Source organism: Streptomyces sp. NPDC088354, assembly GCF_044753585.1.
Lineage (GTDB): Bacteria > Actinomycetota > Actinomycetes > Streptomycetales > Streptomycetaceae > Actinacidiphila.
Genome location: NZ_JBIVNJ010000013.1, coordinates 76,706 through 100,399, shown reverse-complemented (window position 1 = coordinate 100,399; position 23,694 = coordinate 76,706). Strand labels below are relative to the sequence as shown.

The 23,694-nt window shown below is 73.7% G+C and carries 25 protein-coding genes and 1 other RNA gene; 8 read left to right on the top strand and 18 right to left on the bottom strand.

The window, feature by feature from the left end:
• Together ACIP98_RS20765 and ACIP98_RS20760 are read right to left on the bottom strand one after the other, a co-directional pair.
• Entirely contained in the window at positions 1–1,116 is a 1,116-nt protein-coding gene (locus ACIP98_RS20765) for a prenyltransferase/squalene oxidase repeat-containing protein (protein ID WP_401977227.1), read from the bottom strand.
• A 444-nt stretch (positions 1,117–1,560) separates the two neighbouring features.
• Positions 1,561–2,181: a TetR family transcriptional regulator gene (locus tag ACIP98_RS20760; protein ID WP_401977225.1), complete on the bottom strand. Its 621-nt coding sequence runs from the start codon at positions 2,179–2,181 to the stop codon at positions 1,561–1,563.
• Between the two features lie 371 nt (positions 2,182–2,552).
• Here ACIP98_RS20760 and ACIP98_RS20755 point away from each other — a divergent pair, with 371 nt between their 5' ends.
• Genes ACIP98_RS20755 through ACIP98_RS20745 form a run of 3 tightly spaced genes read left to right on the top strand, consistent with a single transcriptional unit; the run spans position 2,553 to position 5,765 of the window.
• Positions 2,553–3,884, top strand: coding sequence for a glycosyltransferase family 4 protein (locus tag ACIP98_RS20755; protein WP_401977223.1), 1,332 nt, complete (start codon positions 2,553–2,555; stop codon positions 3,882–3,884).
• Between the two features lie 43 nt (positions 3,885–3,927).
• Positions 3,928–4,665, top strand: a complete 738-nt coding sequence (locus tag ACIP98_RS20750; RefSeq protein WP_401977222.1) for a class I SAM-dependent methyltransferase — start codon at positions 3,928–3,930, stop codon at positions 4,663–4,665.
• On the top strand, positions 4,662–5,765 hold the full coding sequence (locus ACIP98_RS20745) for a prenyltransferase (RefSeq protein ID WP_319662532.1): 1,104 nt from the start codon (positions 4,662–4,664) through the stop codon (positions 5,763–5,765). The genes ACIP98_RS20750 and ACIP98_RS20745 overlap by 4 nt, the downstream gene beginning before the upstream one ends.
• A 42-nt stretch (positions 5,766–5,807) precedes the next feature.
• Here the strand turns inward: ACIP98_RS20745 and ACIP98_RS20740 are convergent, their stop codons facing one another.
• Positions 5,808–6,095 carry a hypothetical protein gene (locus ACIP98_RS20740; RefSeq protein ID WP_319662531.1) on the bottom strand — a complete coding sequence of 96 codons (288 nt, stop codon included), beginning with the start codon at positions 6,093–6,095 and terminating at the stop codon, positions 5,808–5,810.
• Between the two features lie 145 nt (positions 6,096–6,240).
• Here ACIP98_RS20740 and ACIP98_RS20735 point away from each other — a divergent pair, with 145 nt between their 5' ends.
• Entirely contained in the window at positions 6,241–6,777 is a 537-nt protein-coding gene (locus ACIP98_RS20735) for a hypothetical protein (RefSeq protein WP_319662530.1), read from the top strand.
• Between the two features lie 98 nt (positions 6,778–6,875).
• Here ACIP98_RS20735 and ACIP98_RS20730 read toward each other — a convergent pair whose 3' ends face one another.
• From ACIP98_RS20730 to ACIP98_RS20680, 11 genes are all read right to left on the bottom strand, one after another.
• Positions 6,876–7,271 (bottom strand): hypothetical protein, encoded by a 396-nt coding sequence (locus ACIP98_RS20730; RefSeq protein WP_401977220.1) that lies wholly within the window; start codon positions 7,269–7,271, stop codon positions 6,876–6,878.
• Positions 7,272–7,435: 164 nt separating this feature from the next.
• A complete protein-coding gene (locus ACIP98_RS20725) occupies positions 7,436–8,269 on the bottom strand; it encodes a hypothetical protein (protein ID WP_319662528.1) in 834 nt (277 codons plus the stop codon).
• 129 nt (positions 8,270–8,398) lie between these two features.
• Positions 8,399–9,277: an N-acetylmuramoyl-L-alanine amidase gene (locus ACIP98_RS20720; RefSeq protein WP_401977411.1), complete on the bottom strand. Its 879-nt coding sequence runs from the start codon at positions 9,275–9,277 to the stop codon at positions 8,399–8,401.
• A gap of 22 nt (positions 9,278–9,299) precedes the next feature.
• Entirely contained in the window at positions 9,300–9,959 is a 660-nt protein-coding gene (locus tag ACIP98_RS20715) for a class I SAM-dependent methyltransferase (protein WP_319662526.1), read from the bottom strand.
• Positions 9,960–10,591: 632 nt separating this feature from the next.
• Complete coding sequence (locus tag ACIP98_RS20710) at positions 10,592–11,206, bottom strand: response regulator transcription factor (RefSeq protein ID WP_319662525.1); 615 nt, start codon at positions 11,204–11,206, stop codon at positions 10,592–10,594.
• Positions 11,203–12,459 (bottom strand): sensor histidine kinase, encoded by a 1,257-nt coding sequence (locus ACIP98_RS20705; protein WP_319662524.1) that lies wholly within the window; start codon positions 12,457–12,459, stop codon positions 11,203–11,205. Before ACIP98_RS20705 ends, ACIP98_RS20710 begins: the two co-directional genes overlap by 4 nt.
• The gene (locus ACIP98_RS20700; protein WP_319662523.1) at positions 12,459–13,190 is read right to left on the bottom strand and encodes an ABC transporter permease; all 732 of its coding nucleotides are present in this window, start codon (positions 13,188–13,190) and stop codon (positions 12,459–12,461) included. The genes ACIP98_RS20705 and ACIP98_RS20700 overlap by 1 nt, the downstream gene beginning before the upstream one ends.
• Positions 13,190–14,131: an ABC transporter ATP-binding protein gene (locus ACIP98_RS20695; protein ID WP_319662522.1), complete on the bottom strand. Its 942-nt coding sequence runs from the start codon at positions 14,129–14,131 to the stop codon at positions 13,190–13,192. Before ACIP98_RS20695 ends, ACIP98_RS20700 begins: the two co-directional genes overlap by 1 nt.
• A gap of 171 nt (positions 14,132–14,302) precedes the next feature.
• Positions 14,303–15,499, bottom strand: a complete 1,197-nt coding sequence (locus ACIP98_RS20690) for a bifunctional RNase H/acid phosphatase (protein ID WP_401977217.1) — start codon at positions 15,497–15,499, stop codon at positions 14,303–14,305.
• Positions 15,499–16,242, bottom strand: a complete 744-nt coding sequence (locus ACIP98_RS20685; RefSeq protein WP_319662700.1) for a C4-type zinc ribbon domain-containing protein — start codon at positions 16,240–16,242, stop codon at positions 15,499–15,501. The genes ACIP98_RS20690 and ACIP98_RS20685 overlap by 1 nt, the downstream gene beginning before the upstream one ends.
• Positions 16,239–17,123, bottom strand: coding sequence for a Nif3-like dinuclear metal center hexameric protein (locus tag ACIP98_RS20680; RefSeq protein WP_401977216.1), 885 nt, complete (start codon positions 17,121–17,123; stop codon positions 16,239–16,241). The genes ACIP98_RS20685 and ACIP98_RS20680 overlap by 4 nt, the downstream gene beginning before the upstream one ends.
• Before the next feature lie 181 nt (positions 17,124–17,304).
• Here ACIP98_RS20680 and ACIP98_RS20675 point away from each other — a divergent pair, with 181 nt between their 5' ends.
• Positions 17,305–18,453 (top strand): hypothetical protein, encoded by a 1,149-nt coding sequence (locus ACIP98_RS20675; RefSeq protein ID WP_401977214.1) that lies wholly within the window; start codon positions 17,305–17,307, stop codon positions 18,451–18,453.
• Between the two features lie 113 nt (positions 18,454–18,566).
• Positions 18,567–18,719: a hypothetical protein gene (locus tag ACIP98_RS20670; protein WP_319662518.1), complete on the top strand. Its 153-nt coding sequence runs from the start codon at positions 18,567–18,569 to the stop codon at positions 18,717–18,719.
• A 14-nt stretch (positions 18,720–18,733) separates the two neighbouring features.
• Here the strand turns inward: ACIP98_RS20670 and eda are convergent, their stop codons facing one another.
• Positions 18,734–19,348, bottom strand: a complete 615-nt coding sequence (gene eda / locus ACIP98_RS20665) for a bifunctional 4-hydroxy-2-oxoglutarate aldolase/2-dehydro-3-deoxy-phosphogluconate aldolase (protein ID WP_319662517.1) — start codon at positions 19,346–19,348, stop codon at positions 18,734–18,736.
• A gap of 68 nt (positions 19,349–19,416) precedes the next feature.
• Complete coding sequence (gene yaaA, locus ACIP98_RS20660) at positions 19,417–20,202, bottom strand: peroxide stress protein YaaA (RefSeq protein WP_401977212.1); 786 nt, start codon at positions 20,200–20,202, stop codon at positions 19,417–19,419.
• Positions 20,203–20,267: 65 nt separating this feature from the next.
• Between yaaA and ACIP98_RS20655 the strand changes: the two genes are divergently transcribed.
• Both ACIP98_RS20655 and rnpB read left to right on the top strand, forming a co-directional pair.
• Entirely contained in the window at positions 20,268–21,710 is a 1,443-nt protein-coding gene (locus ACIP98_RS20655) for an RNB domain-containing ribonuclease (protein WP_401977210.1), read from the top strand.
• A 28-nt stretch (positions 21,711–21,738) separates the two neighbouring features.
• Positions 21,739–22,141: RNase P RNA component class A (gene rnpB, locus ACIP98_RS20650), an RNA gene on the top strand.
• 92 nt (positions 22,142–22,233) lie between these two features.
• Here rnpB and ACIP98_RS20645 read toward each other — a convergent pair.
• Both ACIP98_RS20645 and ACIP98_RS20640 read right to left on the bottom strand, forming a co-directional pair.
• Positions 22,234–23,073 carry an alpha/beta hydrolase gene (locus ACIP98_RS20645; protein WP_401977209.1) on the bottom strand — a complete coding sequence of 280 codons (840 nt, stop codon included), beginning with the start codon at positions 23,071–23,073 and terminating at the stop codon, positions 22,234–22,236.
• Between the two features lie 122 nt (positions 23,074–23,195).
• Positions 23,196–23,654, bottom strand: a complete 459-nt coding sequence (locus ACIP98_RS20640) for a lamin tail domain-containing protein (RefSeq protein ID WP_319662512.1) — start codon at positions 23,652–23,654, stop codon at positions 23,196–23,198.
• Between the last annotated feature and the right edge of the window lie 40 nt (positions 23,655–23,694).

The following is a 23,694-nucleotide window of genomic DNA, read 5'->3' as shown; positions in this document are numbered from 1 at the left end:
TCAGATACGGGTCTTGCGGCCCGCGAGCAGCACACCCAGGCAGAGGACGGCGACCAGGCCCGCGCCGGCCAGCCACCACGCCGAGTCGCCGCCGGAGGACTCGGCGCGCTGCCGCGGCGGGGGGAGGAGGGCGCTGAGCCGGGTGATGGGATCCCGGGTGGGGTTGTCGGTGGCGTACGCGGCCAGGGCCAGCTGGGCCAGCGCGGCGGGGTTGTCCTGCGACCAGCCCTCGGCGTGGCCGGCCAGCCAGTTGTAGGTGTCCCGGGCGGCGTCGAGGTGGCCGCCCGCGGCGAGCGCGACGACCGCGTCGGCGGTGGTCCCGAAGTCGGGTGCCTGCGGTCCGGAGCTGAAGTAGCCGCCTCCCGCGCCCAGTTGCCGGACCAGCCAGGCGGCGCCCGCGTCGGCGGCGCTGCCCTCGCAGGCCGGGCGCGGCGGCATGTCCTGGGCGGGGGCCTCGACCACGAAGCCGGCGCCCTCGGCGGCGCGCACCGCGTCCGCGGTGGCCTTGGCGTTCGCCGCCGGTGCGCCGGCGCCGCCCGGCCGCTGGTGGGTGAAGGCACCGCCGTCCTGGTGCCCGCAGGGTATCTGCAGCGAGCGCAGCGCGTCGTACGGGCTCATGCCGTCGGTGGTCACGGACTTCACGTCGGTCCCGGCGGCCTTGAGCGCGCCGACGGCGACGCCGGTGGAGTCCGCGTCGGTGGTGCCTCCGGGGTTGTAGGACCAACCGCCGTCCGGGTTCTGCACCTTGGCGAGCCAGTCGGCGCCCCGCTTGGCGGCGAAGTCCTCGCCGTGGGCGGCCAGGGCCTGCACGGCTATGCCGGTGGCGTTGGTGTCCTCGGCCCCGGCGTCGCAGGGCACGGTCGGGTCCGCGCGGTACGAGGCGAAGCCGCCGTCCGCGCACTGCTGCCCGGCCAGCCAGGCCACCGCGCCCTCGGCCGGCGGGGTGTCCGCGGCGTGCAGCGCGAGCAGCGCGTACGACTGGCGCCAGACGCCGTCGTACGTGGGGTCCGCCGTGCCGTACAGCGCGGCGGGGCGGGTCGCGGGGGCCGGCGAGGCGGCGATCGCCAGGGCGCTGAAGGCGGCCAGGGCCGCCGCCGCGGTGCGGCGCAGAAGCATCGGCGGGTGCCTTTCGGTCGAGCGGTCACGCGCGGCGGGAGGGCGCGGGACACGGCACCGTACGGGTCGTTCGAGCACACCTTAACCAGGTGCGCCTACCGCTTTGTGGCCACCCCGTGGGGCGATGCTCACATGACCCTCACAACGCCCTTACCGGAACGGCTCATACCGCCGCGTATGCGACCGGCCCCGGCCCGGCGTCGTTGCGGACGCGAGAGCGGGGAAGGCGGCGGGCGCGCCTGCCGGGAGGACCCACGTGACTGGAACGGGTATCAGTCCGGCGGCGCGCTCCCTTCCGGCGATGCGCCAGCGGAACGGGGCACGCCCCGGACCCGGTCGGCCCCGGGCCCGGGTCCGCTCGGCCGGCCCCGCCCCCGGCGAACGGGGGCCGGGCCGCCATTGGGCCCGCCCGCCGCACACCGCGGCCGCTCCCGCCCGACCGGCTCAGCGGGCCCCCGGCTCCGGGGGAGCGGTGAGGTCGATCAGCCGGCACACCGTCTCGAGGTCGACCTTGACCTGGGCGATCGAGGCCCGGCCCGAGAGCCAGGTGACCAGCGCGGAGTGCCAGGTGTGCTCGATGACCCGGACGGCGGACAGCAACTCGGCGCCCGGCGGCCCGTCCAGCCGCATCGCGTCGAGGATGATCGCCGTCGTCAGCCGTGACACCGCGTCCACCTCGGGACTGACCGAGCGGTCCGCGAAGTTCAGGGCCCGCACCATCGCGTCCGCCAGGTACGGATCCCGCTGCATCGCGCGGAACGCCCGCATCAGCGTCTCGGCCACCCGTTCCGCGGGCCCTGCCGCCGCGGGCGGGCGCTTGCGCAGCGCCTCGTGGAGGTGTTCCAGCTGATCCTGCATCGTGGCCACCAGCAGGTGGATCTTGGACGGGAAGTACCGGTAGAGCGTTCCCAGCGCGACGTCCGACCGCTCGGCCACCTCGCGCATCTGCACCGCGTCGAAGCCGCCCCGGCCCGCGAGCGCCGCGCCGGCCTGCAGGATGCGGCGGCGACGGGCTTCCTGACGCTCGGTCAGCGGCACCGGGGACGGCTGGGGAGCTGCGGTCATCTGGCCCAATCCGGTGTGCGGCGCGGAGATTCCTCCCAGATTAGCGCGCCCCGCCCACCCGCGGCGGGCTGTCCGGGGCCCCCGGCGGCCGCGCCTTCAGCTCCACCCGGGGCTCCGTCAGGCGGCCTGCCAGGGCCCCGTCCCGGGCTCCCGCGGCCGTGGTGCCGGGCGGTCGCGAGCGGTGCGCCGGGGGATTTCCCGGCGGGCTCGCGCACAGTGGCGCGAATCACCTGTCCCGGCCCAGGGCGCCCGCGCCGGGGCAGGTATCTTCAAGCTCTCGGGCAACTCCCGGGTAACCGAATCTGGAACTTGTTCTAGCAAGGCGCGGGCGGCTACGCTCCGGCCGACGTGCAGCGAGAAGGGGGCCGTGAGTGACCGCAGAGGCCAGGCCGCTCCGGATCGCGCTGCTCACCTACAAGGGGAACCCGTTCTGCGGGGGTCAGGGCGTCTACGTCCGCCATCTGTCCCGCGAACTCGCCCGGCTGGGCCACAGCGTCGAGGTGATCGGCGCCCAGCCGTACCCCGTCCTGGACATCGTGGACGACCCCGATGGCGCAGTGACCCTCACCGAACTTCCGAGCCTCGACCTCTACCGGCAGCCGGACCCCTTCCGCACACCGGGGCGCGGTGAGTACCGCGACTGGGTGGACGCCCTCGAGGTCGCCACCATGTGGACCGGCGGCTTCCCCGAGCCGCTCACCTTCAGCCTGCGGGCCCGCCGTCATCTGGCCGCCCGGCGCGGTGCCTTCGACGTCGTCCACGACAACCAGACGCTCGGTTACGGCCTGCTCGGAGGGCCCGGCGCGCTCGGCGCGCCGCTGGTGACGACCATCCACCACCCGATCACCGTCGACCGGCAGCTGGAACTCGACGCCGCGCAGGGCTGGAAGCGCCGCGCCTCGGTGCGCCGCTGGTACGGCTTCACGCGGATGCAGAAGCGGGTCTCCCGCCGGCTGCCCTCGGTGCTCACCGTCTCCGGCAGCTCCCGTCAGGAGATCGTCGACCACCTCGGGGTGCGCGAGGACCGGGTGCACGTGGTCCCCATCGGCGCCGACACCGGGCTGTTCTCTCCCGACCCGTCGGTGCCCGAGGTGTCCGGCAGGATCGTCACCACCTCCAGCGCGGACGTTCCGCTCAAGGGACTGATCCACCTTGTGGAGGCGCTCGCGAAGGTCCGCGCCGAGCAGCCCGACGCGCACCTGGTCGTGGTCGGCAGGCGCGCCGACGACGGCCCGGTCGCCGCGGCCATCGAACGCCTCGGCCTGTCCGGCGCCGTGCGGTTCGTGAAGGGCATCAGCGACGCGGAACTCGTCGACCTGGTGCGCAGCGCGCAGGTCGCCTGTGTGCCCTCGCTGTACGAGGGGTTCTCGCTGCCCGCAGCCGAGGCCATGGCGACCGGCACGCCGCTGGTCGCCACCACCGGCGGTGCCATCCCCGAGGTGGCGGGCCCCGACGGCGAGACCTGCCTGGCCGTCCCGCCGGGCGACTCCGGCGCGCTGGCCGCCGCGGTCGGCCGGCTGCTGGCGGACTCCGCGCTGCGCCACCGCCTCGGCCGCGCCGGCCGGGAACGCGTCCTGGCCCGCTTCACCTGGGAACGGGCCGCCATCGGCACCGCGGAGCACTACCGCGCGGTCATCGAGGCCGCCGGCGGCCCGCGGCCGCGGGCCGCACGCACCCCCGCCCCGCAGGCGGCACGGATCTGATGCCGCGCCGCACACGACCGCCGCAAGAGAAAGGCGACGCTCCGTGCTGACCGTCGATTTTTCCCGGTTCCCCCTCGCCGCGGGGGACCGCGTCCTGGACCTCGGGTGCGGCGCGGGCCGCCATGCCTTCGAGTGCTACCGGCGCGGTGCGGACGTGGTCGCCCTGGACCGCAACGGCGAGGAGATCCGCGAGGTCGCCAAGTGGTTCGCCGCCATGAAGGAGGCCGGTGAGGCCCCGGCCGGCGCGACCGCCACCGCGATGGAGGGCGACGCGCTCAACCTGCCCTTCCCCGACGACACCTTCGACCGGGTCATCATCTCCGAGGTCATGGAGCACATCCCGGACGACAAGGGCGTGCTCGCCGAGATGGTCAGGGTCCTCAAGCCCGGCGGCCTGCTCGCGGTGACGGTGCCGCGCTACGGGCCGGAGAAGGTCTGCTGGGCGCTGTCGGACGCGTACCACGAGGTCGAGGGCGGCCACATCCGCATCTACCGGGCCGACGAGCTGCTCGGCAAGATCCGCGAGGCGGGCCTGCGCCCCTACGGCAGCCACCACGCGCACGCGCTGCACTCCCCGTACTGGTGGATCAAGTGCGCGGTCGGCGTGGACAACGACAAGGCCCTGCCGGTGAAGCTCTACCACAAGCTGCTGGTGTGGGACATCATGAAGAAGCCGCTGGCCACCCGGCTCGCCGAGAACGCGCTCAACCCGCTGATCGGCAAGAGCTTCGTCGCCTACGCCACCAAGCCGCACGCCCCGAAGGCGGGCGTCGACGCGTGAGGCGGACCGAACACCTCGTCCTGCCCGGCGTCCTGACCTCGGAGCAGGCAGCGGACACCGTCGCCGGCATCGTCGCCGTGCAGCGCCCCGACGGCGCCATACCGTGGTTCGACGGCGGCCACCTCGACCCGTGGGACCACGTCGAGGCCGCCATGGCGCTGGACGCCGCCGGCGAGCACGAGCGCGCCGACGCCGCCTACACATGGCTCGCCCGCCGGCAGAACCAGGACGGCTCCTGGTACGCGGCCTACGGCTACGCCGACGGCGCCGAGGGCGAGCCCACCGACCGGGGCCGGGAGAGCAACTTCTGCGCCTACGTCGCGGTCGGTATCTGGCACCACTACCTGTCCACCGGGGACGACGCGTTCCTGGAGCGGATCTGGCCGGTGCTGTACGCGGCGATCGAGTACGTGCTGGAGCTCCAGCTGCCGGGCGGTGCGATCGCCTGGAAGCGGGAGGCGGACGGGACGTACCCGCGCGAGGCGCTGCTGACCGGCTGCTCGTCGATGTACCAGGCGCTGCGCTGCGCGCTGGCGGTCGCCGAGCACCGCGAGGACCCTCAGCCGGACTGGGAGCTGGCCGCCGGCGCGCTCGGGCACGCCGTGCTGAGCCACCCCGAGCGGTTCCTGGACAAGGACCGCTACTCGATGGACTGGTACTACCCGATCCTCGGCGGCGTGCTGCGCGGAGCGCGCGCCAAGGAGCGCCTGGAGTCCCGGTGGGACGACTTCGTCGTGCCCGGCCTCGGGGTGCGCTGTGTCGTCCCCAACCCGTGGGTGACCGGCGGCGAGAGCGCCGAACTCGCCCTCGCCCTGTGGGCGATGGGCGAGTCCGACCGAGCGGTGGAGATCCTCGCCGCGATCCAGCACCTGCGGGCCGAGGACGGCATGTACTGGACCGGGTACGTCTTCGAAGGGGATGCCGGAACGGGCGGCGCCCCGGCCTTCTGGCCGCAGGAGCGGACGACCTGGACCGCGGGCGCCGTGCTGCTGGCCGTCGCCGCCCTGGGAGGGGACGAGGCGACGACGGCGGTCTTCGGGGGCGACCGGCTTCCCCTGGGGCTCGTCCCGGAGGCCGCGGGCTGCTGCTCCGGAGGCTGAGCCCGGCCGGGGCCGGCGCCGTCGTCGGTGTGCCTGGGGTGGTCAGGCCCGGTTGACGCGCCCTGCCACGGCGTGCCCGATGATCAGGTAGACCGCCGCCGGCAGACCGTAGTTCAGCAGGGTGCGCGCCCACGCCGAGTCGGGGGAGAAGATGTTGTGGGCCCAACCGCCGAGCCAGGTCGCCATGTCGTGGATCCACTCCACGAGATCGTTCGCCCGGTTGGCGTCGAGCATCCACAGGACGATCCACAGGATCAGGATGAATGCCGCCACATCCGCCACGACCATGATGATGGTGGCGGCGAGATTGCCGCGATATCGTCTGGACATACCTGCCGTCTTGCCCCGATCGGGTGACTGAAACGTGGTTCCCCGGCCAGTGCATGACTCCCCGTACGGACCGCTGCGCTGGCCGGCCTCCGGACCTCGGGTGAGGATGCGATCACGCACCGCATCCCCCACCGGAGAGTCCTTCATGCCCCTGCGCCGCGTCCTGACCGCCTTTCTGATGGCGGGTCTGCTCCTTCTCGTTCCCGCCTGCGGCGGCGACTCCGACACGACCGGCAGCGCCGGCACCGCGAGCCCGACGGCCTCGGTGCAGAAGCAGAAGCTGGCCAAGACCCGCTTCGTCGCCAACGCCGGCCTCGCCGCCGGCGCCACCTACCAGTGGATCGTCAAGCCCTACCGGGCCGGCAAGTTCAAGAAGGGCGCCGACGGCCGCAAGACCGCGATGGTCAAGGCGGCCCTGGCCGGCGCGTTCGCCTACAACCGCCTCAAGGCCGCCTCCGACAACGCCAAGGCCGACCCCACCCTGTCCAAGCTGGTCGCGCCGCTCACGTCCGGCATCGACGCGCTGAAGGACCTGCCGTCCAAGCTGCGCAAGGGCGAGGGCACGGACGACGTCGTCAGCACCTTCCAGGACACCATCAGCAACGTGAAGTCGGCCGGCCAGCAGGGCGGCGCCAAGGTCACCGACCAGATCCCGTCCCTGACCCAGCTCGCGGGCGGCTGAGCCCGCGTCGGCCCTGCGGGCCGACCGCTCCGGAAGCGACGGAAGCCGTGGCCCGGACCGCAGGTGCGGTCCGGGCCACGGCTTCCGTGTGCCGCGCGTCAGGCCTGCTGCGCGGGGCTCGCCACGGGGGCGGTGGCCGGCGCGGGCACCGTGCCCGCAGCGTCGTGGGCGGCCGGCGTCGGGGGCGCCGTCATCTGCTGCGGGGCGGCGGGAACCCTGGTCCGGGCGGCCAGCGCGCGGAAGAAGTTGATCACCATGAAGACGGGCAGGAGGAACGCCTTGAAGAAGATGACGTACTCGCCGCCGTGGAAGATGAACCCGAGGTAGATGCCGTAGCCGGTGAAGGCGAGGCCGGCGAGCACGTTGAAGGCGCGCCAGCCGCGGCTGAGGCTCCCGGAGTTGACCGCGCCGATGACGATCATCGCGATGCCGCTCACCATCAGGAGTACGACGTACCAGGAGAAGAGCGGTTCGGCGCTGAAGTCGAGATTCACTGTGTTTCCCGTGTGCAGTTGTGGCGATCCTGTGATCGCGGGACAGACGCGTACCTTACCTGTCCCTGTCAAAATTCCTATGTTTTATTTACCTGCGCTTGGGAAAGAACTTCGCCCCACCGGCGGGCCGGTGGGGCGAAGGGGATGAAGCGTGCCGGAACGGGTCAGCCGCGCTGGATGCCGCTGGTGTCCTGGAGGACGCCGCGGCGGCCGTCCTGGGTCTGGGCGACCAGGGACTGGCCGTGCTGGTCCACCGCCAGGTACCAGGTGCCCGGGGTGAGTTCGGCGATCGGGGAGCCGGAGCCGTCCTCGGCGTACAGCGGGCGGGCCACCGGCACCGCGAACCAGAAGGCCGCGAACTCCGCCGCCGGCTGCTGGTGCTGCGGCTGCGAAGGCTGCTGCTGCGGGTAGCCGTACTGCGGCGTACCGCTGCCGAAGGACTGGTCGGGGGCGGACTGCTGCCCGGGGTAGCCGTAGCCGGTCTGCCCCGTCTGCTGGGCGCCCGGGTAGGGCTGGCCCGGCTGCCCGTACGGCTGCGGCTGCGGCTGCTGCGGGCGCGGCGCCGGCAGCAGACCCGCCTTGAGGGCCGGCAGACCCTGCAGCGAGAGCAGGATCACCGCGGCCAGCACGGCGGCGGCGATGAACGACAGGTAGGCACCGGCGCCCAGCTCCCACGCCTCCTGGCCGTTGAACAGCGCCCACAGCGCGTCCCACGCCGCGGCGACCGCGAGCACCGCGGCCCAGTGCTCCAGGCCGATGCCGAGCACCTTGCGGCCCTCGGGCTGGAAGCGCGCGGTGACGAACAGACCCGCGGCGATCAGGCCCAGCAGGTGCACCGACGGCAGCAGCGGGAACAGCTCGCTCTTCCACGCACTGGCCCCGCACTCGGAGGAGCTGCATCCCTTGAGCGTGTAGAAGTTCAGGAACGAGGCGATCAGCAGCAGGAGCGCCGCGCCGATCGCCGCGCCGTCTCCTCGGGTGAGGGAGCGGTTATTCACTAGGGGTCCTTCTCAGTCGTCTCGTCGTCGCTCTAGCCACGTGTTCCCCATCGTATGGGGGGTGTTGCCGGCGGGTGCGCCCGGTAGGGGCTCCGGTGACAGGATCGGGACCCAACGCTCACCTGCCGCTCACCCACGGCCCTCCAAGTAGGCCGTGATGCCGTCCGCGATGCCCTGCGCGGCCTTCTGGCGCCACGCCGCGCTGGTGACCAGGGCCGCGTCCTTGGGGTCGCGCATGTTGCCGCACTCGATGAACACCTTCGGCACCCTGCTGAGGTTCAGCCCGCCCAGGTCGTTGCGGACGTCCAGGCCGGTCCCGCCGCCGATGTAGTTGGACGGCTTTGTGCCGGTCGCCTTCTTGAAGTGGTCCCGCAGGGCGATGCCGAGCGCCCTGGAGGGCTTGGTGATCGCCCGGGTGTCCGCGACGCCCTTGTGGACGGAGGCGGGCAGGATGACGTGGAAGCCGCGGTTGCCGGCCGCCGAACCGTCGGCGTGCACGGACACCACCGCGTCCGCCTTTGCGTTGTTGCCGATCCGGGCCCGCTCGTCGATGCACGGGCCGTAGGCGCGGTTGCCGTCCTGGGTGAACTTCACCGTCGCCCCGCGCGCCGCGAGGATCTTGCGGACCCGGCGTGACACGTCCAGGGTGTAGGACGCCTCCGGGTATCCGGCGTTGGTGGCCGTACCGGTGGTGTCGCACTCCTTGCGGGCGGTGCCGATGTCCACCTTGCGGGCGATCGCGCTCGTGTGCCGGTTGTTGGTCGGGTTGTGGCCGGGATCGAGCACGACGACCCGGCCCGCCAGCGGCTTCGTGCTCATCGGGGCCTTGGCGTCCGACATCCCGCTCGCGGGCGCGGACATCCGCCCCGAGGGCGGCGCGGCCGCACTCCGGGGGGCGTCCCTGTCGCGCCCCTGGTCCGCGGGGTCGCTCGCCGCACCCCACACCAGCCACGCCGCCGTACATGTCGGTACCAGCGCCGCGGTCACGACCGCGGCGGTGCTGCCCATCGTCTTGAACACGTCCGCGATGCTATCGGCCGGGCCGGATCCCCGGGCCCGTACGGCGCAGGACATGCAGCGAACCGGTCACGGAGAGTTCCGTGAACGCCCCCGAGTCCAACGCCCTGCGGTAGATCCGCCACGGCGCCTGACCGCCGTCCGCGGGGTCCTCGAACACGTCGTGGATCACCAGCAGGCCGTCCTCGGCGAGGTGCGGCACCCAGCCCTCGTAGTCGTTCGTGGCGTGCTCGTCGGTGTGCCCGCCGTCGACGAAGACCAGGCTCAGCGGCTTCCCCCACACCGCGGCCACCTGCGGGGAGCGGCCCACGACCGCGATCACGTACTCCTCCAGGCCGGCCGCGTGCAGCGTCCGCCGGAACGCCGGCAGCGTGTCCATCCGGCCGACCTCCGGGTCCACCAGCGTCGGGTCGTGGTACTCCCAGCCGGGCTGCTGCTCCTCGCTGCCGCGGTGGTGGTCGACGGTCACGGCGACGGTCTTCGCCTCCCGCGCGGCGGCGGCCAGCAGGATCGTCGACCGGCCGCAGTATGTGCCGACCTCCAGCAGGGGCAGACCGGGCAGCCGCGTGGCCGCGTCCGCGGCGGCGGCGTACAGGGCGAGGCCCTCGTGCGGGGGCATGAATCCCTTGGCGGCGGTGAAGGAGGCCAGGGCGTCGGCGGGGGGCGTGCGCATGGGGACTATCGTCCCGCATCCCGGGTGAGGTCTTTTCCCCGCCCGCCCGCCCGTGTGCCCGGCAAGGTCTGGGCGCCCCGACGCGCGTGCGGGGTGGACCGGGTGCGGGGCCTCCGGGGCTGCACGTCCTGGACTGGGATATTTACGCGCGTTTCCAGCACCTGCTCATCCCGTCCCTGCCCGGATGGCGCGCACAAATATCCCGCAGCGTCCAGAACATCCACCCCTCCGACCCCGCCCCCTCCGTTGTGTTCGCGCCTGATCCCCGGTGGGGGTATGGGGGCGGTCCGGGTGACCCCGGTTGCCTGGGTCCCCCCCCACCGGGGTGTGGGCGGTGACGGCTGCGCCCTGGATTGCGTTGCGCCAACGGTGGCCCGAGCACGGTGCCGTCAATACCCCCCACCGGGGATCAGGCGCTCGCAACTACGGAGGGGGCGGGGTCGTAGGGGTGGGTGTTCTGGACTGTGGAGCATATTTGGGTGCACAACCCGGGGTGATCAGTTGAGGGTGCGTGAGGCACCTAAATGTGCTGTCCAGAATGGCCGGCCCCGGAGGCCCCGCACCCGGCACCCACGACACGCGCGTCGGGGTGACTGACCGCGCCGGGCGCTCGGGAGGGTGGGTGGGTGACGTCAGAGCCACCCATTGTGGCGGGCCGCCCGAACCGCCTCCATACGATTCCGCGTCCCCGTCTTCCCGATCGCGGAGGACAAATAATTCCGCACCGTCGACTCCGAGAGCCGCACCCGCGTCGCGATGTCCGCGACCGTCGCCCCGTCGACCGCCGCGTTGAGGACGTCCTGCTCCCGCGCGGTCAGCGGGCTCGGCCCCGTGCTGAGGGCGGCGACCGCCAGCGCGGGGTCGATGACCTGGTGGCCGGCCAGGACGCGGCGGACGGCCGCGGCCAGCTCCTCGACGGGGCCGTCCTTGACGAGGAAGCCCGCCGCACCGGCCTCCATCGCGCGGCGCAGGTAGCCGGGCCGGCCGAAGGTGGTGAGGATGAGGACCTTGCAGGAGGGCAGCCGCTCGCGCAGGTCCGCCGCCGCGTCGAGCCCGCTGCGCCCGGGGAGCTCGATGTCGAGCAGCGCGACGTCCGGCCGGGCCTCCAGCGCCGCGGCCACGATCTCGTCGCCCGCGGAGACCTGCGCGACGACCTCCATGTCGTCCTCCAGGTTGAGCAGCAGCGCGAGGGCCCCGCGCATCATGCCCTGGTCCTCCGCCAGCAGGACCTTCACGACGCTGCTCATGCGGCCTGTTCCTCCTCCACCGGAAGCTCCGCGACCACCCGGAACCCGGCGCGCGGCGCCGGGCCCGCCCGCAGGGAGCCGCCCGCCGCGGCCAGCCGCTCGGTGAGGCCCTTCAGACCCGAACCGGAGGTGATCGGCTCCGAGCCTACGCCCTGCCCGTCGTCGGTGATCTCCAGCCGCACCTGCCCGCCGCCGCTCGCCAGTTCGATGCGGCAGGAGCCGGCACCGCTGTGCCGGACGACGTTGGTGACCCCCTCCCGTACGACCCAGCCGAGCAGGGCCTCGGCCTGCGGCGGCAGGGGCGGGCCGGTCTCCACGACGACCGCCTCGACGCCGGCCGCGGTGAGCGCCGAGCGGGCCCGGTCCAGCTCGGTGGACAGGCTCCCCTCGCGGTAGCCGGTGACGGCCTCGCGGATCTCGGTGAGGGCCTGCCGGCCGACCGCCTCGATGTCGGCGACCTGGGCCAGGGCGGCGTCGATGTCGCGCGGGGCGAGCCGGCGCGCCGCCTCGGACTTCACGACGACCACCGAGAGGGTGTGGCCCAGCAGGTCGTGCAGGTCGCGGGAGAAGCGCAGCCGCTCCTCGGCGACGGCGTGCCGGGCCAGCTCCTGCCGGGTGGCCCGCAGTTGCGCGACGGCGTCGAAGAGCCGGAGCATCGCGGCGGTCACCAGGCCGGAGATGAGCGACCCGTAGCCCATGGAGACGCCGTTCCACAGGTCGTCGCTGCGCCAGCCGGAGAGCACGCCCGCGGACAGGGCCAGTCCGACCAGGACGAGACCCATGTGCCGGCCGCGTACGACGATCCCGACGGCCAGCGACAGCAGCGGGAAGAACAGCAGCCAGCTCCCGCCGTAGCCGATGGCGAGCGCATAGGTGAGGGCGCCCAGCGGGAGCAGCAGCAGCCGCGGCACCCCGCGCTCCACGGCCCGGGGGTTGAAGGCGGTGAACGCGACGCCCACGTAGAGGGAGTTGAAGGTCAGTAGGCCGAGTCCGCCGAGCCAGGGGTTGGACGCGTCGCCCTGGAGGAGGTGGGACAGCGCCCCCACCCCCATGAGCAGCCAGGGCAGGAAGCTCAAGGGGGTGGGGGCCTTGAGGTCCTCGATCGCCTCCGAGATGTCCCGCGGACCGCGCGGGCGGCGACGCTCCCACGCGCGCCAGGCCCGGGACGTCCACGGCTCCCGTGCCGCCTCGCACTCCTCCGACACGGTCATGACCGGTCCGCCTTCCTCGTGGGTGCTCTGCAGGGGGTTCATCACACGGTGCGTGCCGAGCGCCGGTAGGCGTACATCGCGTACACGGCGAACAGTGCCGTCCAGCCCGCCAGCACCGCGACGGTGCCCGGGTGCGGCGCCGATCCGCCGGTGACGCTCCAGCCGAGCTCCCCGAAGCGGTGGGACGGGGTCCACCGGGAGACCGCCCGGAGCCAGCCGGGGAAGAGCGAGGTGGGGAACCACAGGCCGCCGATCACGGACAGGCCCAGGTTGCAGGCGACGTTGACGACTCCGGTGGTCTGCGCGGTCAGCCGGTAGCCGTTGCCGAGCCCGAGCAGGGTGAAGGGCGCGGTGCCGGCCCACAGCAGGACCGCGATCGCCGCCCACTGCCACGGCCGCAGCTCGACGCCGTTGACGAGGCCCCCGGCCAGCAGGACGGCGACGATGGAGGGGAGTACGGTGACCGAGCCGCTGAGGCAGCGCCCGACGACCACCTGGAACGGCGACATCGGGGTGATGCGCAGCTGGCGCAGCCAGCCGTGCCCCTTGTCCTCGGCGACGCCGGTGCCGGCGGCCAGGGCCGAGCCCAGCGCCCCGTACGCGGCCATGCCGATCATCGCGGTCAGCGCGGCGGCCTTGTCCTCCTCGGAGCCGGAGACGCCGAGGTTGGTGAAGAGCAGGTACATCATGACCGGCATGCCGATGCCGAAGATCACGAAGCCGGTGTCCCGCAGGGTGCGGCGGATCTCCAGCGTGACGTAGGCGAACAGCATCAGACGTTCTCCTTCTTCAGGGCGGTCGGGGTGGCGGCGGAGCCGGCCGGGGCGTCGTCGGCGTCGCGCGAGGTGAGGCTGAGGAACGCGTCCTCCAGGCTGGCCGCGCTGACCTCCAGGCCGCGGATCATGCCGCGTTCGGCGAGTGCGACCACGGTGGCGTCGGAGTCCGAGCTGCGCAGGTGGGCGCGGTCGCCGCGGACCTCCACGGAGACCACGCCGGGCAGTTGCCGCAGGCCCTCGGTGGCGGCGCCGGCCAGGTCGAAGGCGACCAGGTTGCCGCCGACCGCGCGCTTGATGCGCTCGCCGCTGTCGTCGGCGACGATCCGGCCGCGGTCGATGACGACGATGCGGTCGGCGTTCTCGTCGGCCTCCTCCAGGTAGTGCGTGGAGAACAGCACGGTGTTGCCGCGGGCGGCGTAGGCCCGCATGGAGTCCCAGAAGGAGCGGCGGGCCTCGACGTCGAGGGCGGCGGTCGGCTCGTCCAGCACGATCAGTTCGGGGTTGCCGGCCAGCGCCACCGCGAAGCGCACACGCTGGGACTGGCCGCCGGAGAGCCGGTCGGCCCGGCGGTCGGCGAAGTCGGTGAGCCCGGCCAGCTCCAGGGACTCGGCGACGGGCAGCGGGTCGGGGTAGGTGCGGGCCACGAAGGTGAGCAGCTCCCGCACGGTGACCCGGGGGATCGGCCGGCCGTCCTGGAGCATCGCGCCGACCCGTCCGGCCCGCACCGCCTCCTGCGGGCTGCCGCCGAAGAGCCGGACCTCGCCGCTGTCGGGGACGTCGAGCCCCAGCAGCAGGCCGATCGAGGTGGACTTGCCCGCCCCGTTGCGACCGAGCAGGGCCACCGACTCACCGCGCCGGATCTCCAGGTCCACCGTGTCCACGGCGCGTACCGCGCCGAAGGTCTTGACCGCCCGGGTGAAGCTCACAGTCGTCGTCATGCCCACGACGGTACGGGGGGAGGGCAGGGCCGGGGCAGAGGGGAAAGTACGCGGTTCCCCAGGACAAATGTCATGGGTGCGGCGGCGCCTGACGTCACGTCAACCGGCGGCGGACCGCGGCCGTTCGGGCATCCGGCGCCCCCGGCGGTGCGGGGCGCCGGATCGGCTCCCTCAGCGCAGGTGGGAGGTGTCGTTGAACAGCCGCACCGACGCGTTCCCGTCCGCGAAGTACGCCACGGCGGAGAACGCCGCCGCCGACAGCTCCATGCGGAACAGCGACTCCGGCGGCGCGCCCAGCGCGAGTCGCAGCAGGGTCTTGACCGGAGTGACGTGCGTGACGACCAGGACCGTGCGGCCCGCGTAGCGCGCGATCATCTTGTCGCGGGCCAGCGCGACCCGTCGCGCGGTGGCGGCGAAGCTCTCGCCGCCGGGCGGCGCGACCTTGGGGGAGGCCAGCCAGGCGGTCAGTTCCTCCGGGAAGCGCTCCTTGACCTCGCCGAAGGTCAGCCCTTCCCAGGCGCCGAAGTCCGTCTCGCGCACGCCCTCCTCGACGCGCACGTCGAGGCCGAGCCGTTGCGCGACGATCTCCGCGGTCTGCCGGGTGCGCTTGAGCGGGGAGGACACGACGGCCTGGACGGTACCGCGCTCGGCCAGCAGGTCCGCCGCCCGGCGGGCCTGCCACAGCCCCTTCTCCGACAGCTCCGGGTCGGTGCCGCCGCTGCCGGAGAACCGCTTCTCCGGGGTGAGCGGGGTCTCGCCGTGCCGCAGCAGTACGAAGGTGGTCGGGGTGCCCATGTCGGCGTCGCCCCAGCCGACCGCGGTCTCCGACTCCCCGGACGGCTCGGGGTCGTCGTCCACCGCCGTCTCCGCGACCGGGACCGAGACCGCGGCCGAGGCCGCGGGGGCAGCGGCCGTCGCCAGGGCGGCCGTGGACCGGCCGGGCTCCCACTGCCGGCCCCGCTTGCCCGCGTCCATCGCCTCGTTGGCCAGCCGGTCGGCGTGCTTGTTCTTCTCGCGCGGGATCCACTCGTACGTCACCTGCCCGGGCGGCAGGATCGAGCGGGCCTCGGCGGCGAGCGGGCGCATGTCCGGGTGCTTGATCTTCCAGCGGCCCGACATCTGCTCCACGACGAGCTTGGAGTCCATCCGCACCCGCACCCGCGCCTCGGGGTCGAGCGCCCGCGCGGCCCGCAGGCCGGCGATCAGACCCCGGTACTCGGCCACGTTGTTGGTGTGCGTCCCGATGAACTCGGCCGCCTCGGCGAGCACTTCGCCGGTGGCCGAGTCGCACACCACGGCGCCGTACCCGGCGGGTCCCGGGTTGCCCCGGGACCCGCCGTCGGCCTCGACGGTGAACGTCCGGGCCATTACAGGCCCGACTCGGGCGTGCGGACCAGGATGCGCCGGCAGTTCTCGCAGCGCACGACCGCGTCGGCCGCGGCCGCCCGCACCTCGTTCAGCTCGGTGATGTTCAGCTCCAGCCGGCAGCCCTCGCAGCGCTTCTGGTAGAGCCGGGCCGCGCCGACGCCGCCGGACTGCGCGCGCAGCTTGTCGTAGAGCTTCAGCAGGTCGGCCGGGACCGAACCGGCCATGATCTCCCGCTCCTTGGTGACGGACATGCCCTCGGCGTCGATGTCCCGCAGGGCCTCGTCCCGCCGGGTCTCGGCCTCGCGGGCCTTGCCCTGCACCGAGTCCAGGCGCTCGGTCAGCTCCTGGACCCGCTCCTGCAGGGACTCGCGGCGCTCCATGACCTCCAGGACGACGTCCTCCAGGTCGCTCTGCCGCTTGGCCAGCGAGCCGATCTCGTGCTGGAGGTTCTCCAGGTCCCTCGGCGAGGAGACGGCGCCGGAGTCGAGCCGCTCCTGGTCGCGGACCGCGCGCTTGCGCACCTGGTCCACGTCCTGCTCGGCCTTGGTCTGCTCGCGGGCGGTGTCGCTCTCCTCGGTCTGGGCCGCGACCAGCAGGTCGCGCAGCTGCGTCACGTCGGAGGAGAGGCGCTCGATCTCCGCGTGCTCGGGAAGGGTCTGCCGCTTGTGGTCCAACTGCGCGACGCGCGCGTCGAGTGCCTGGACCTCAAGGAGTCGGATCTGGTCTGCGGGCGCGGCGTTCAGCGGGGGGCTCCTGAGGTGGTGGGTTCGTGAGGAACGTGCGGGACGTGAGGAGGGGTGGCGGCGCGGGCGTGGGCCGTCCACGGGTCGGTGACGGTGTGCGACACATGGGTGCGCAGCGACCAGCCGTTGCGTTCGGCGACCTCGTCGAGCCGGCGCGCGGCCTGCGCGCACCAGGGCCACTCGGTGGCCCAGTGGGCGGCGTCGACGAGCGCCGGGGGGCCTGCCTGCTGCGCCTCCGAGGCGGGGTGGTGGCGCAGGTCGGCCGTCAGGTAGACGTCGGCCCCGGCCCTGCGCACGTCGTCGAAGAAGCTGTCGCCGCTGCCGCCGCACACCGCGACGGTGCGCACCTGCCGCCGGGGGTCGCCGGCGACGCGCAGCCCGGTCGCCGTCGCCGGCAGGCCGCGGGCCGCCCGGTCGGCGAACTCCGCCAGCGTCATCGGCTCCGGCAGTTCGCCGAGCCGGCCCGCGCCGCGGCGTCCGGCGGGGTCGGACGGGTCGGGCACCAGCGGGCCGGTGACGCGCAGTCCGACAGCGGCCGCGAGGGCGTCGGAGACCCCGGGGTCGGCGCGGTCGGCGTTGGTGTGGGCGACGTGCAGCGCGACGTCGTTCTTGATCAGGGAGTGCACGACCCGGCCCTTGAAGCCGGTGGCGGCCACCGTCGTGGTGCCGCGCAGCCAGAGCGGGTGGTGGGTGACCAGCAGGCCGGCGCCGAGGCGGATCGCCTCGTCGGCGACCTCCTGGACCGGGTCGACGGCGAAGAGCACCTGCCCGACCTCGGCGTCCGGGTCCCCGCAGACCAGGCCGACGGCGTCCAACTGCTCGGCCCACTCCGGCGGCCAGAGGACTTCGAGGGCGGCGATGACGTCGGACAGTTTCGGCACGGGGTCGAGGTTACCGCGCCGGTACCGGGCGGCTGGAATTCCCGGCTGGTCATGAGCACACCGACCGCACGAAGTCCGACGGAACCGGACGAGAGCCACCCTTATGTGTGAAGCACACCGACTCGTGTCGGGCGGTTGCGCGTACGAAAACTAGCGTCGTCGTCAGGAGGTGAGCGACACCATGACAGCCTGCGCAACCGAGACCGCCACCGGCACCGGGGCCGTGCCGCGGGCCGGGTTCACGATCGCCGCGGACGGCTCGTACGCCGCGTGCCTGGCCCGGACGCCGGACGGCGGGGACGGCTGGTACCCCGAGCGCTGGACGCTCGGCGGGCCGGAGCCGTACACCGTGCCGCTGCCCGGCAACCAGCCCGAGGAGGAGTGCTCCGAGGTGCTGCCGCTGCCCGACGGCCGCGTCCTCATCCGCCGCCGGGTCGCCGACCGGCACGACTTCGCCCTGCTCTACCCGGCCGGCCCCGGCACCGGCGAACTGCCGCTCGGCTCGGTGCCGGGCGATCCGGACGGTTCCGGCACCGAGGTGCGCCTGCTGCCGCCGTCCGCGTCCGGGCTCGCGTTCGCCCTCGCGTACGACGCGGCGACCACCCGCACCTCGGTGTGGCTGGTCCACGACGGCCGCGACGGCCCGCCGCGCCGGCTCGCGGAGATCCACGGCCGCTGCGGGGGCGGCGCGTGGCTCGACCGGGCGGGCGGCGTCCTGGCCCTGGACCGCGAGACGGACGGGACGGTCAAGACCGTCGCCGTGGACCTGCGGGGCGGCGGCGCGGTCAGCCCGCTGCTGCAGATCACCGACGACAGCAACGACCGGCTGCTGCTCGCCGAACCCGACAGCGGGCTCCTCATAGTCCGCAGCGACGCCACCGGCGAGGACCGCATCGGCTGGGGCGTGCTCGGCAGCCGGCAGCCCATGCGGTTCGCCGAGTGCCTTCGGGTGCCCGACGCCGTCCTCACCCCGTTCGCCGCGCAGCCGGGTCAGGTGCTGATGCCGGAGTCCTGCGCGGTGGCGCTGCGCGCCGACGGCCCGCACGGCACGTCGCTGGCCGTCTGGCGGCCGGGGGAGCGCCGCGCCACCTGGCTGGCCGGCCCGGAGGGCTGGCTCGCCGGGACCGGCATGTGGACGCCGCAGGGTGTGCTGCGGCTGCCGTACGCGTGCGTGCACTGCCCCTGCGGGATCGTCGACTACGACGCCCCGGCGCCGTTCCCGCCGCCCCTGGCCGTCGTCCCGGAGGGGGCCCTGGAGCCCGCGCCGGAGGAGTCCAGGAGCAGCCCGGTCCTTCCTCTGCAGAAGGCGCCGCTGGCGGCTGGATCATGACGGGTAAACTCCCGCCGGGGGCTGCGCTGCCGTTTCGGCGTGCGGTGGTAGTACGACGGCGCGTCGGCAGCACGGTTCCTGTGACCCGTAAGCCACCGACAGAGAGTCCTCGCATGTCAGACTCCCGAATCGAGACCACCGCCGCGAGCCACGAGGACGCGGCGGATCTCCATGGCCGCCACCGCGGCCCCGCCTCCTCCGAGGAAGCACCCGCCGCGCCGCACGGCCGGCACCGCCGCACGGAGGGATCCGGCGACGACGACTGAGCCGGACGGAACGTTCAGGCTCCCCGGAGACCGGCCGCCGTCCGCGCCAGCGCGCGGACGCGGGGCCAGTCCCGGGACCGGAGCGCGTCCCGCGGGACCATCCAGCTCCCGCCGACGCAGGCCACGTTCGGCAGCGCCAGGTACTCCGGCGCCCGGGCCTGGTCGATGCCCCCGGTGGGGCAGAAGCGCACGTCCGGCAGCGGCGAGGCCAGCGCCCTGAGGTACGCGGTGCCGCCCGCCGCCTCGGCCGGGAAGAACTTCAGCTCGCTCACGCCGAGTTCGGCCAGTGCCACCACCTCGGACGCGGTCGACGCCCCCGGCAGGTACGGCACCCCCGTCGCCCGCGCGGCCTCGAGCAGCCGCGGCGTCCAGCCGGGACTGACCAGGAACCGCGCCCCGGCGCCCACCGCCGCGGCGGCCTGCTCCTGCCGCACCACGGTCCCGGCCCCGACGAAGGCCTCCGGCACCTCGCGGGCGACGGCCGAGATCCCGTCCAGGGCGGCAGGCGTCCGCAGGGTGATCTCCACCACCGGCAGTCCGCCCTCCACGAGGGCCTTGGCCAGGGGCACCGCGTCGGCGGCGTCCTCCAGCACGACGACGGGGATCACGGGGGCGCGGTCGAGCAGCATGCCCCGGATGCTGCCGGGGTCACGCGGTGGGCGCAACGGCCGTTGCGACCCGCGCAACGACGGCCGTTTCAGTGCACGTCCGTCACCAGCACGCCGATCCGCCCCGGACCCTGCACCTCCACCCGGAAGCCCAGCTCCCGCAGCACGTCGACCAGTTCGTCCGGACCGCCCGGCCGGGCCCCCGACTCCAGCAGGGCGCGCACCATCCGGCCCTTCGTCGCCTTGTTGAAGTGGCTGACGACCTTGCGGGTCTCGGCCTGCACGACCCGCACGGTCGCGGTCCGCCCCGCCAGGGCCCCCTTCGGCTTCCACGCCGCCGCGTACGCCGCCGAGCGCAGGTCCAGCACCAGACCGCCACCGGCGGCCCCGGCCGCCTCCGGCAGCACGTCCGCCATCGCGTCCCGCCAGAACGTGCCGAGCGCCCCTGTCGCGGGCAGCCGGACGCCCATCGAGCAGCGGTAGGCGGGGATCGCGTCCTTGACGCCGACCGCGCCCCACAGCCCGGAGAAGATCAGCAGCGAGCGCGCCGCCCGCCGCTTCGCCGCCGGGCTCAGCGTGGCCAGGCCCAGGGCGTCGTACAGCACCCCGGTGTAGATCTGCCCGGCCGGGCGGGCCGGAGCGCCGTGCAGCCCGGCGTTGCGGGCCACCTCACCGCGCAGGCCGGGGCTGAGCCCCAGCACGTCGGCGGCCTTGGTGACGGCGTCGGCGTCCTCGCTCGCGCACAGTCCCACCAGCTCGTCCAGCACCGTGCGACGCGCGGCGGCCAGGCCGGGCAGCGACAGGGCCCCCAGGTCCACGGCCTTCCCGGTGGCGGGAGCGGCCTTGCCCTCGGACGGCGGCAGCAGGACGAGCACGGTGGTTCTCCTTCACGTTCACCTGTGTTCGTGCAGCCTACGGCGGCCGGAATTACGCTCGCTCCATGCCTCGTCGCCCCCTGCGCGTGAAGGCCGCCGACGGCGAGCCGCTGCGGACCGCGCTCAGCGCCCTGCGCACCGAACTCCACGTGCCCGCCGCCTTCCCGCCCGCCGTGCTCGCCGAGGCCGAGCAGGTGGCCCGGACGCCGGGCCTCGACGGCCACGAGGACGCCACCGGCCTGCCGCTGTTCACCATCGACCCGCCCGGCTCGCGCGACCTGGACCAGGCGATGCACCTGGCCCGCCGCGACGGCGGCTACCGCGTGCACTACGCGATCGCCGACGTGGCCGCCTTCGTCGCACCCGGCGGTGCCATCGACACCGAGGCCCAACGCCGGGTCACCACGCTCTACTTCCCCGACGTCCGGGTCCCGCTGCACCCCACCGTGCTCAGCGAGGACGCCGCCAGCCTGCTGCCCGGCCGGGACCGGCTCGCCGTGCTGTGGCGCATCGACCTGGACGCGGACGGCGGCGTCACCGGCGTCGACGTCCGCCGCGCCCGGGTGCGCAGCCGTGCCCGGCTCGACTACGCGGGCGTGCAGCGCGACCTCGACGGCGGCGGCGCCGAGGAACCGCTGGCCCTGCTGCGCACCATCGGCCGGCTGCGCCAGGAACAGGAACGGCGGCGCGGCGGCATCTCCCTGGACGTGCCCGAGCAGGAGGTCGTCGAACGCGGCGACGGCTACGCCCTGGAGTACCGCGCGCCGCTGCCCGCCGAGTCCTGGAACGCCCAGATCTCGCTGCTCGCCGGCATGGCCGCCGCCGACCTGATGATCGCCGCGGGCACCGGCATCCTGCGCACCCTCCCGCTCGCCCCGCACGGCGAGGTCGCCCGGCTCAGGAGGATCGCCCAGGCCCTGCACATCGAGTGGCCGCACATGACCTCGTACGCGGAGCTGATCCGCTCGCTGGACCCGGGCCGCACCGGGCACGCCGCCTTCCTGCACGAGGCCACCAGCCTCTTCCGGGGCGCCGGCTACACCCCGTTCTGGCCCGGCCACCCGGCCTCGCCGCTGCTGCACGCCGCCGTCGCCGACGCCTACACCCACTGCACGGCGCCGCTGCGCCGGCTGGTCGACCGCTACGCCGGGGAGTTCTGCCTCGCCGCCTCCGCCGGCCGCACCCCGCCGGAGTGGGTCACCGACGCCTACCGCGAGCTGCCGCAGCGGATGCGCACCGGCTCCCAGCTGGCCTCCCGCATCGAGGGCGCCTCGGTCTCGATCGTCGAGGCCGCCCTCCTCCGGGACCGGGTGGGCGAGGTCTTCGACGCTTACGTCATCGACGTCCGCGAGAGCGACCCCACCGCCGGCACCGTCCATCTGTGCGACCCCGCCGTCGTCGCCCGGGTCAGGGGCGGCGGCACGCCCCTCGCGCTCGGCGAGCCGCTGCGCGTACGCCTGACCGAAGCGGACGTGGAGCGGCACACGCTGCTTTTCGCCCCCGCATGATCGACGGGTAACATGGCGGCACGGCAGACGAGCCGAGTGGACGGCCGCGTCAGGACCACGGTCCTGCCGAGGAACGTCCGGGCTCCACAGGGCAAGGTGGTGGGTAACGCCCACCCGGGGTGACCCGCGGGACAGTGCCACAGAAAACAGACCGCCGGGGGCCGCAAGGCGTCCGGTAAGGGTGAAACGGTGGTGTAAGAGACCACCAGTGCCCAGGGTGACCTGGGCAGCTAGGTAAACCCCACCTGGAGCAAGGTCAAGAGGAGCGCCGTAACAGGTGCTCTGCGCGGACGTTCGAGGGCTGCCCGCCCGAGTCCGCGGGTAGACCGCACGAGGCCGGCGGCAACGCCGGTCCTAGATGGATGGCCGTCGCCCGGCCGGCCGCGAGGCCGACCGGGACACAGAACCCGGCGTACGGCTCGGCTCGTCTGCCGCTCGAGCCCTGGCCCTCGCCCTGTCAGTGACCGCTGCCGGGACGGAGGGCGATGGCCTCCGCCCCGGCCGGAGCGCCCCGGCGGACGGCTCAGTGGAAGCGCTTGACGAACGCCAGCGCGGTGTCGGCGACTTCCCGCCAGCCGCTGTCGATGGTCAGCGCGTGACCTCGGCCGGCGATCTCGGTGATCTCCGTGACGGCGTGCTCGTTGCGGTGCTGCTTCTTGTACGCGGCGTTGGTGAGCGCCCAGGGCACCGTGTGGTCCTTCTCGCCGGATATCAGCAGCAGCGGCCCGCGGTCCGGGTTCTCGGTGTCGACCTTGGTCTCGCTCCACGGGTTGAAGTTGGCGACGGCTGCCTGGAACAGCGGCTCACCGGGGGCGGGCACGGCGAAGGTCCCGTACAGCTCCCGGGCCTCCTCCTCGCTCACCGCGTTGGCGAAGGAGTACCGGAACTGGTCGTAGGTCAGCGGCACCGCGCGGTGGAAGTTGGCCGGGTTGCCGAGGACTGGGGCCGCCGAGCGCAACGAGGAGACGGGCAGCGGCAGCACGCCCTGGAAGGGCGCGGGGTCGATGGCGACCGAGGCGGCGGACAGGCCGCGTCCGGCGAGGATCTGGGTGATCAGGCCGCCGAACGAGTGGCCCACGACGGCCGGCTTGCGCTCCAGCCTGCCGATGAGGTCGGCGAAGTGGTCGACCACCTCGGCGACGCCCTTGCCGGCGAAGACCTCCGGGTGGGCGTTGGCCTCCTCCACGGTCTCCGGGTCGTCGGGCCATCCGGGGGTGACCGGGGCGTACCCGGCCTCCTCGAACACCGCGGCCCAGCGGTCCCAGCTGCTGGGCAGCAGCCAGAGCCCGTGGACGAAGACGACAGGCTGCAGGCCCGAGGCGTTGGCCTGCTCGATCCGCTCGGCGTCGTGTGCAGCGGTCACGGGAACTACTCCTCCTGGCGAGGGGGGGGGACGGCCCCACCCTCGCAAACGCCGCCGGACCCGGGGGGTCCGGCGGCGTGGATGTGCAGTGTGGGAACAGATCCCGGCACCGCGGGAGCAGATCAGCAGTTCTTGTAGTCCGAGCGCGTGCTGTTGTAGCTGCAGGTGTCGGCCTTCGCGCCGCCCGCCTTGCGCAGGGTCGCGGTGTCCTTGTCGTTGTTCCAGACGTACCAGCCGCGGTTCTGGTAGCGGTTGCCGGAGGTGTTGCGGCCCGGGCCGGTGTGGACCTTGACGGTCTTGCCGGCGCCGAGCGAGTAGGCACCGAAGGTGTACTTGTGGTTGGACGCGTCGGTGAGCGTCCAGCCCTTCAGGCTGACCGCGCGGGACGTGGAGTTGGTGATCGTGACCCACTCGGCGTTGAGGCTCGCGTCGGAGCCGCGGTCGGCCCCGGGGCTGTCGTAGTAGATCTTGGCCAGGTGGACGGAGCCGGCGGCCTCGGCGGCCGGGGCCGCGAGGGTGAGCGTGGCGGCGGTCGCGGATATCGCCGTGAGCAGGCAGGTCAGGGTCGTACGGGTGCGCATGGTGCGGGTTCCCCCCAAGGACGGTGCGAATACGAACGGT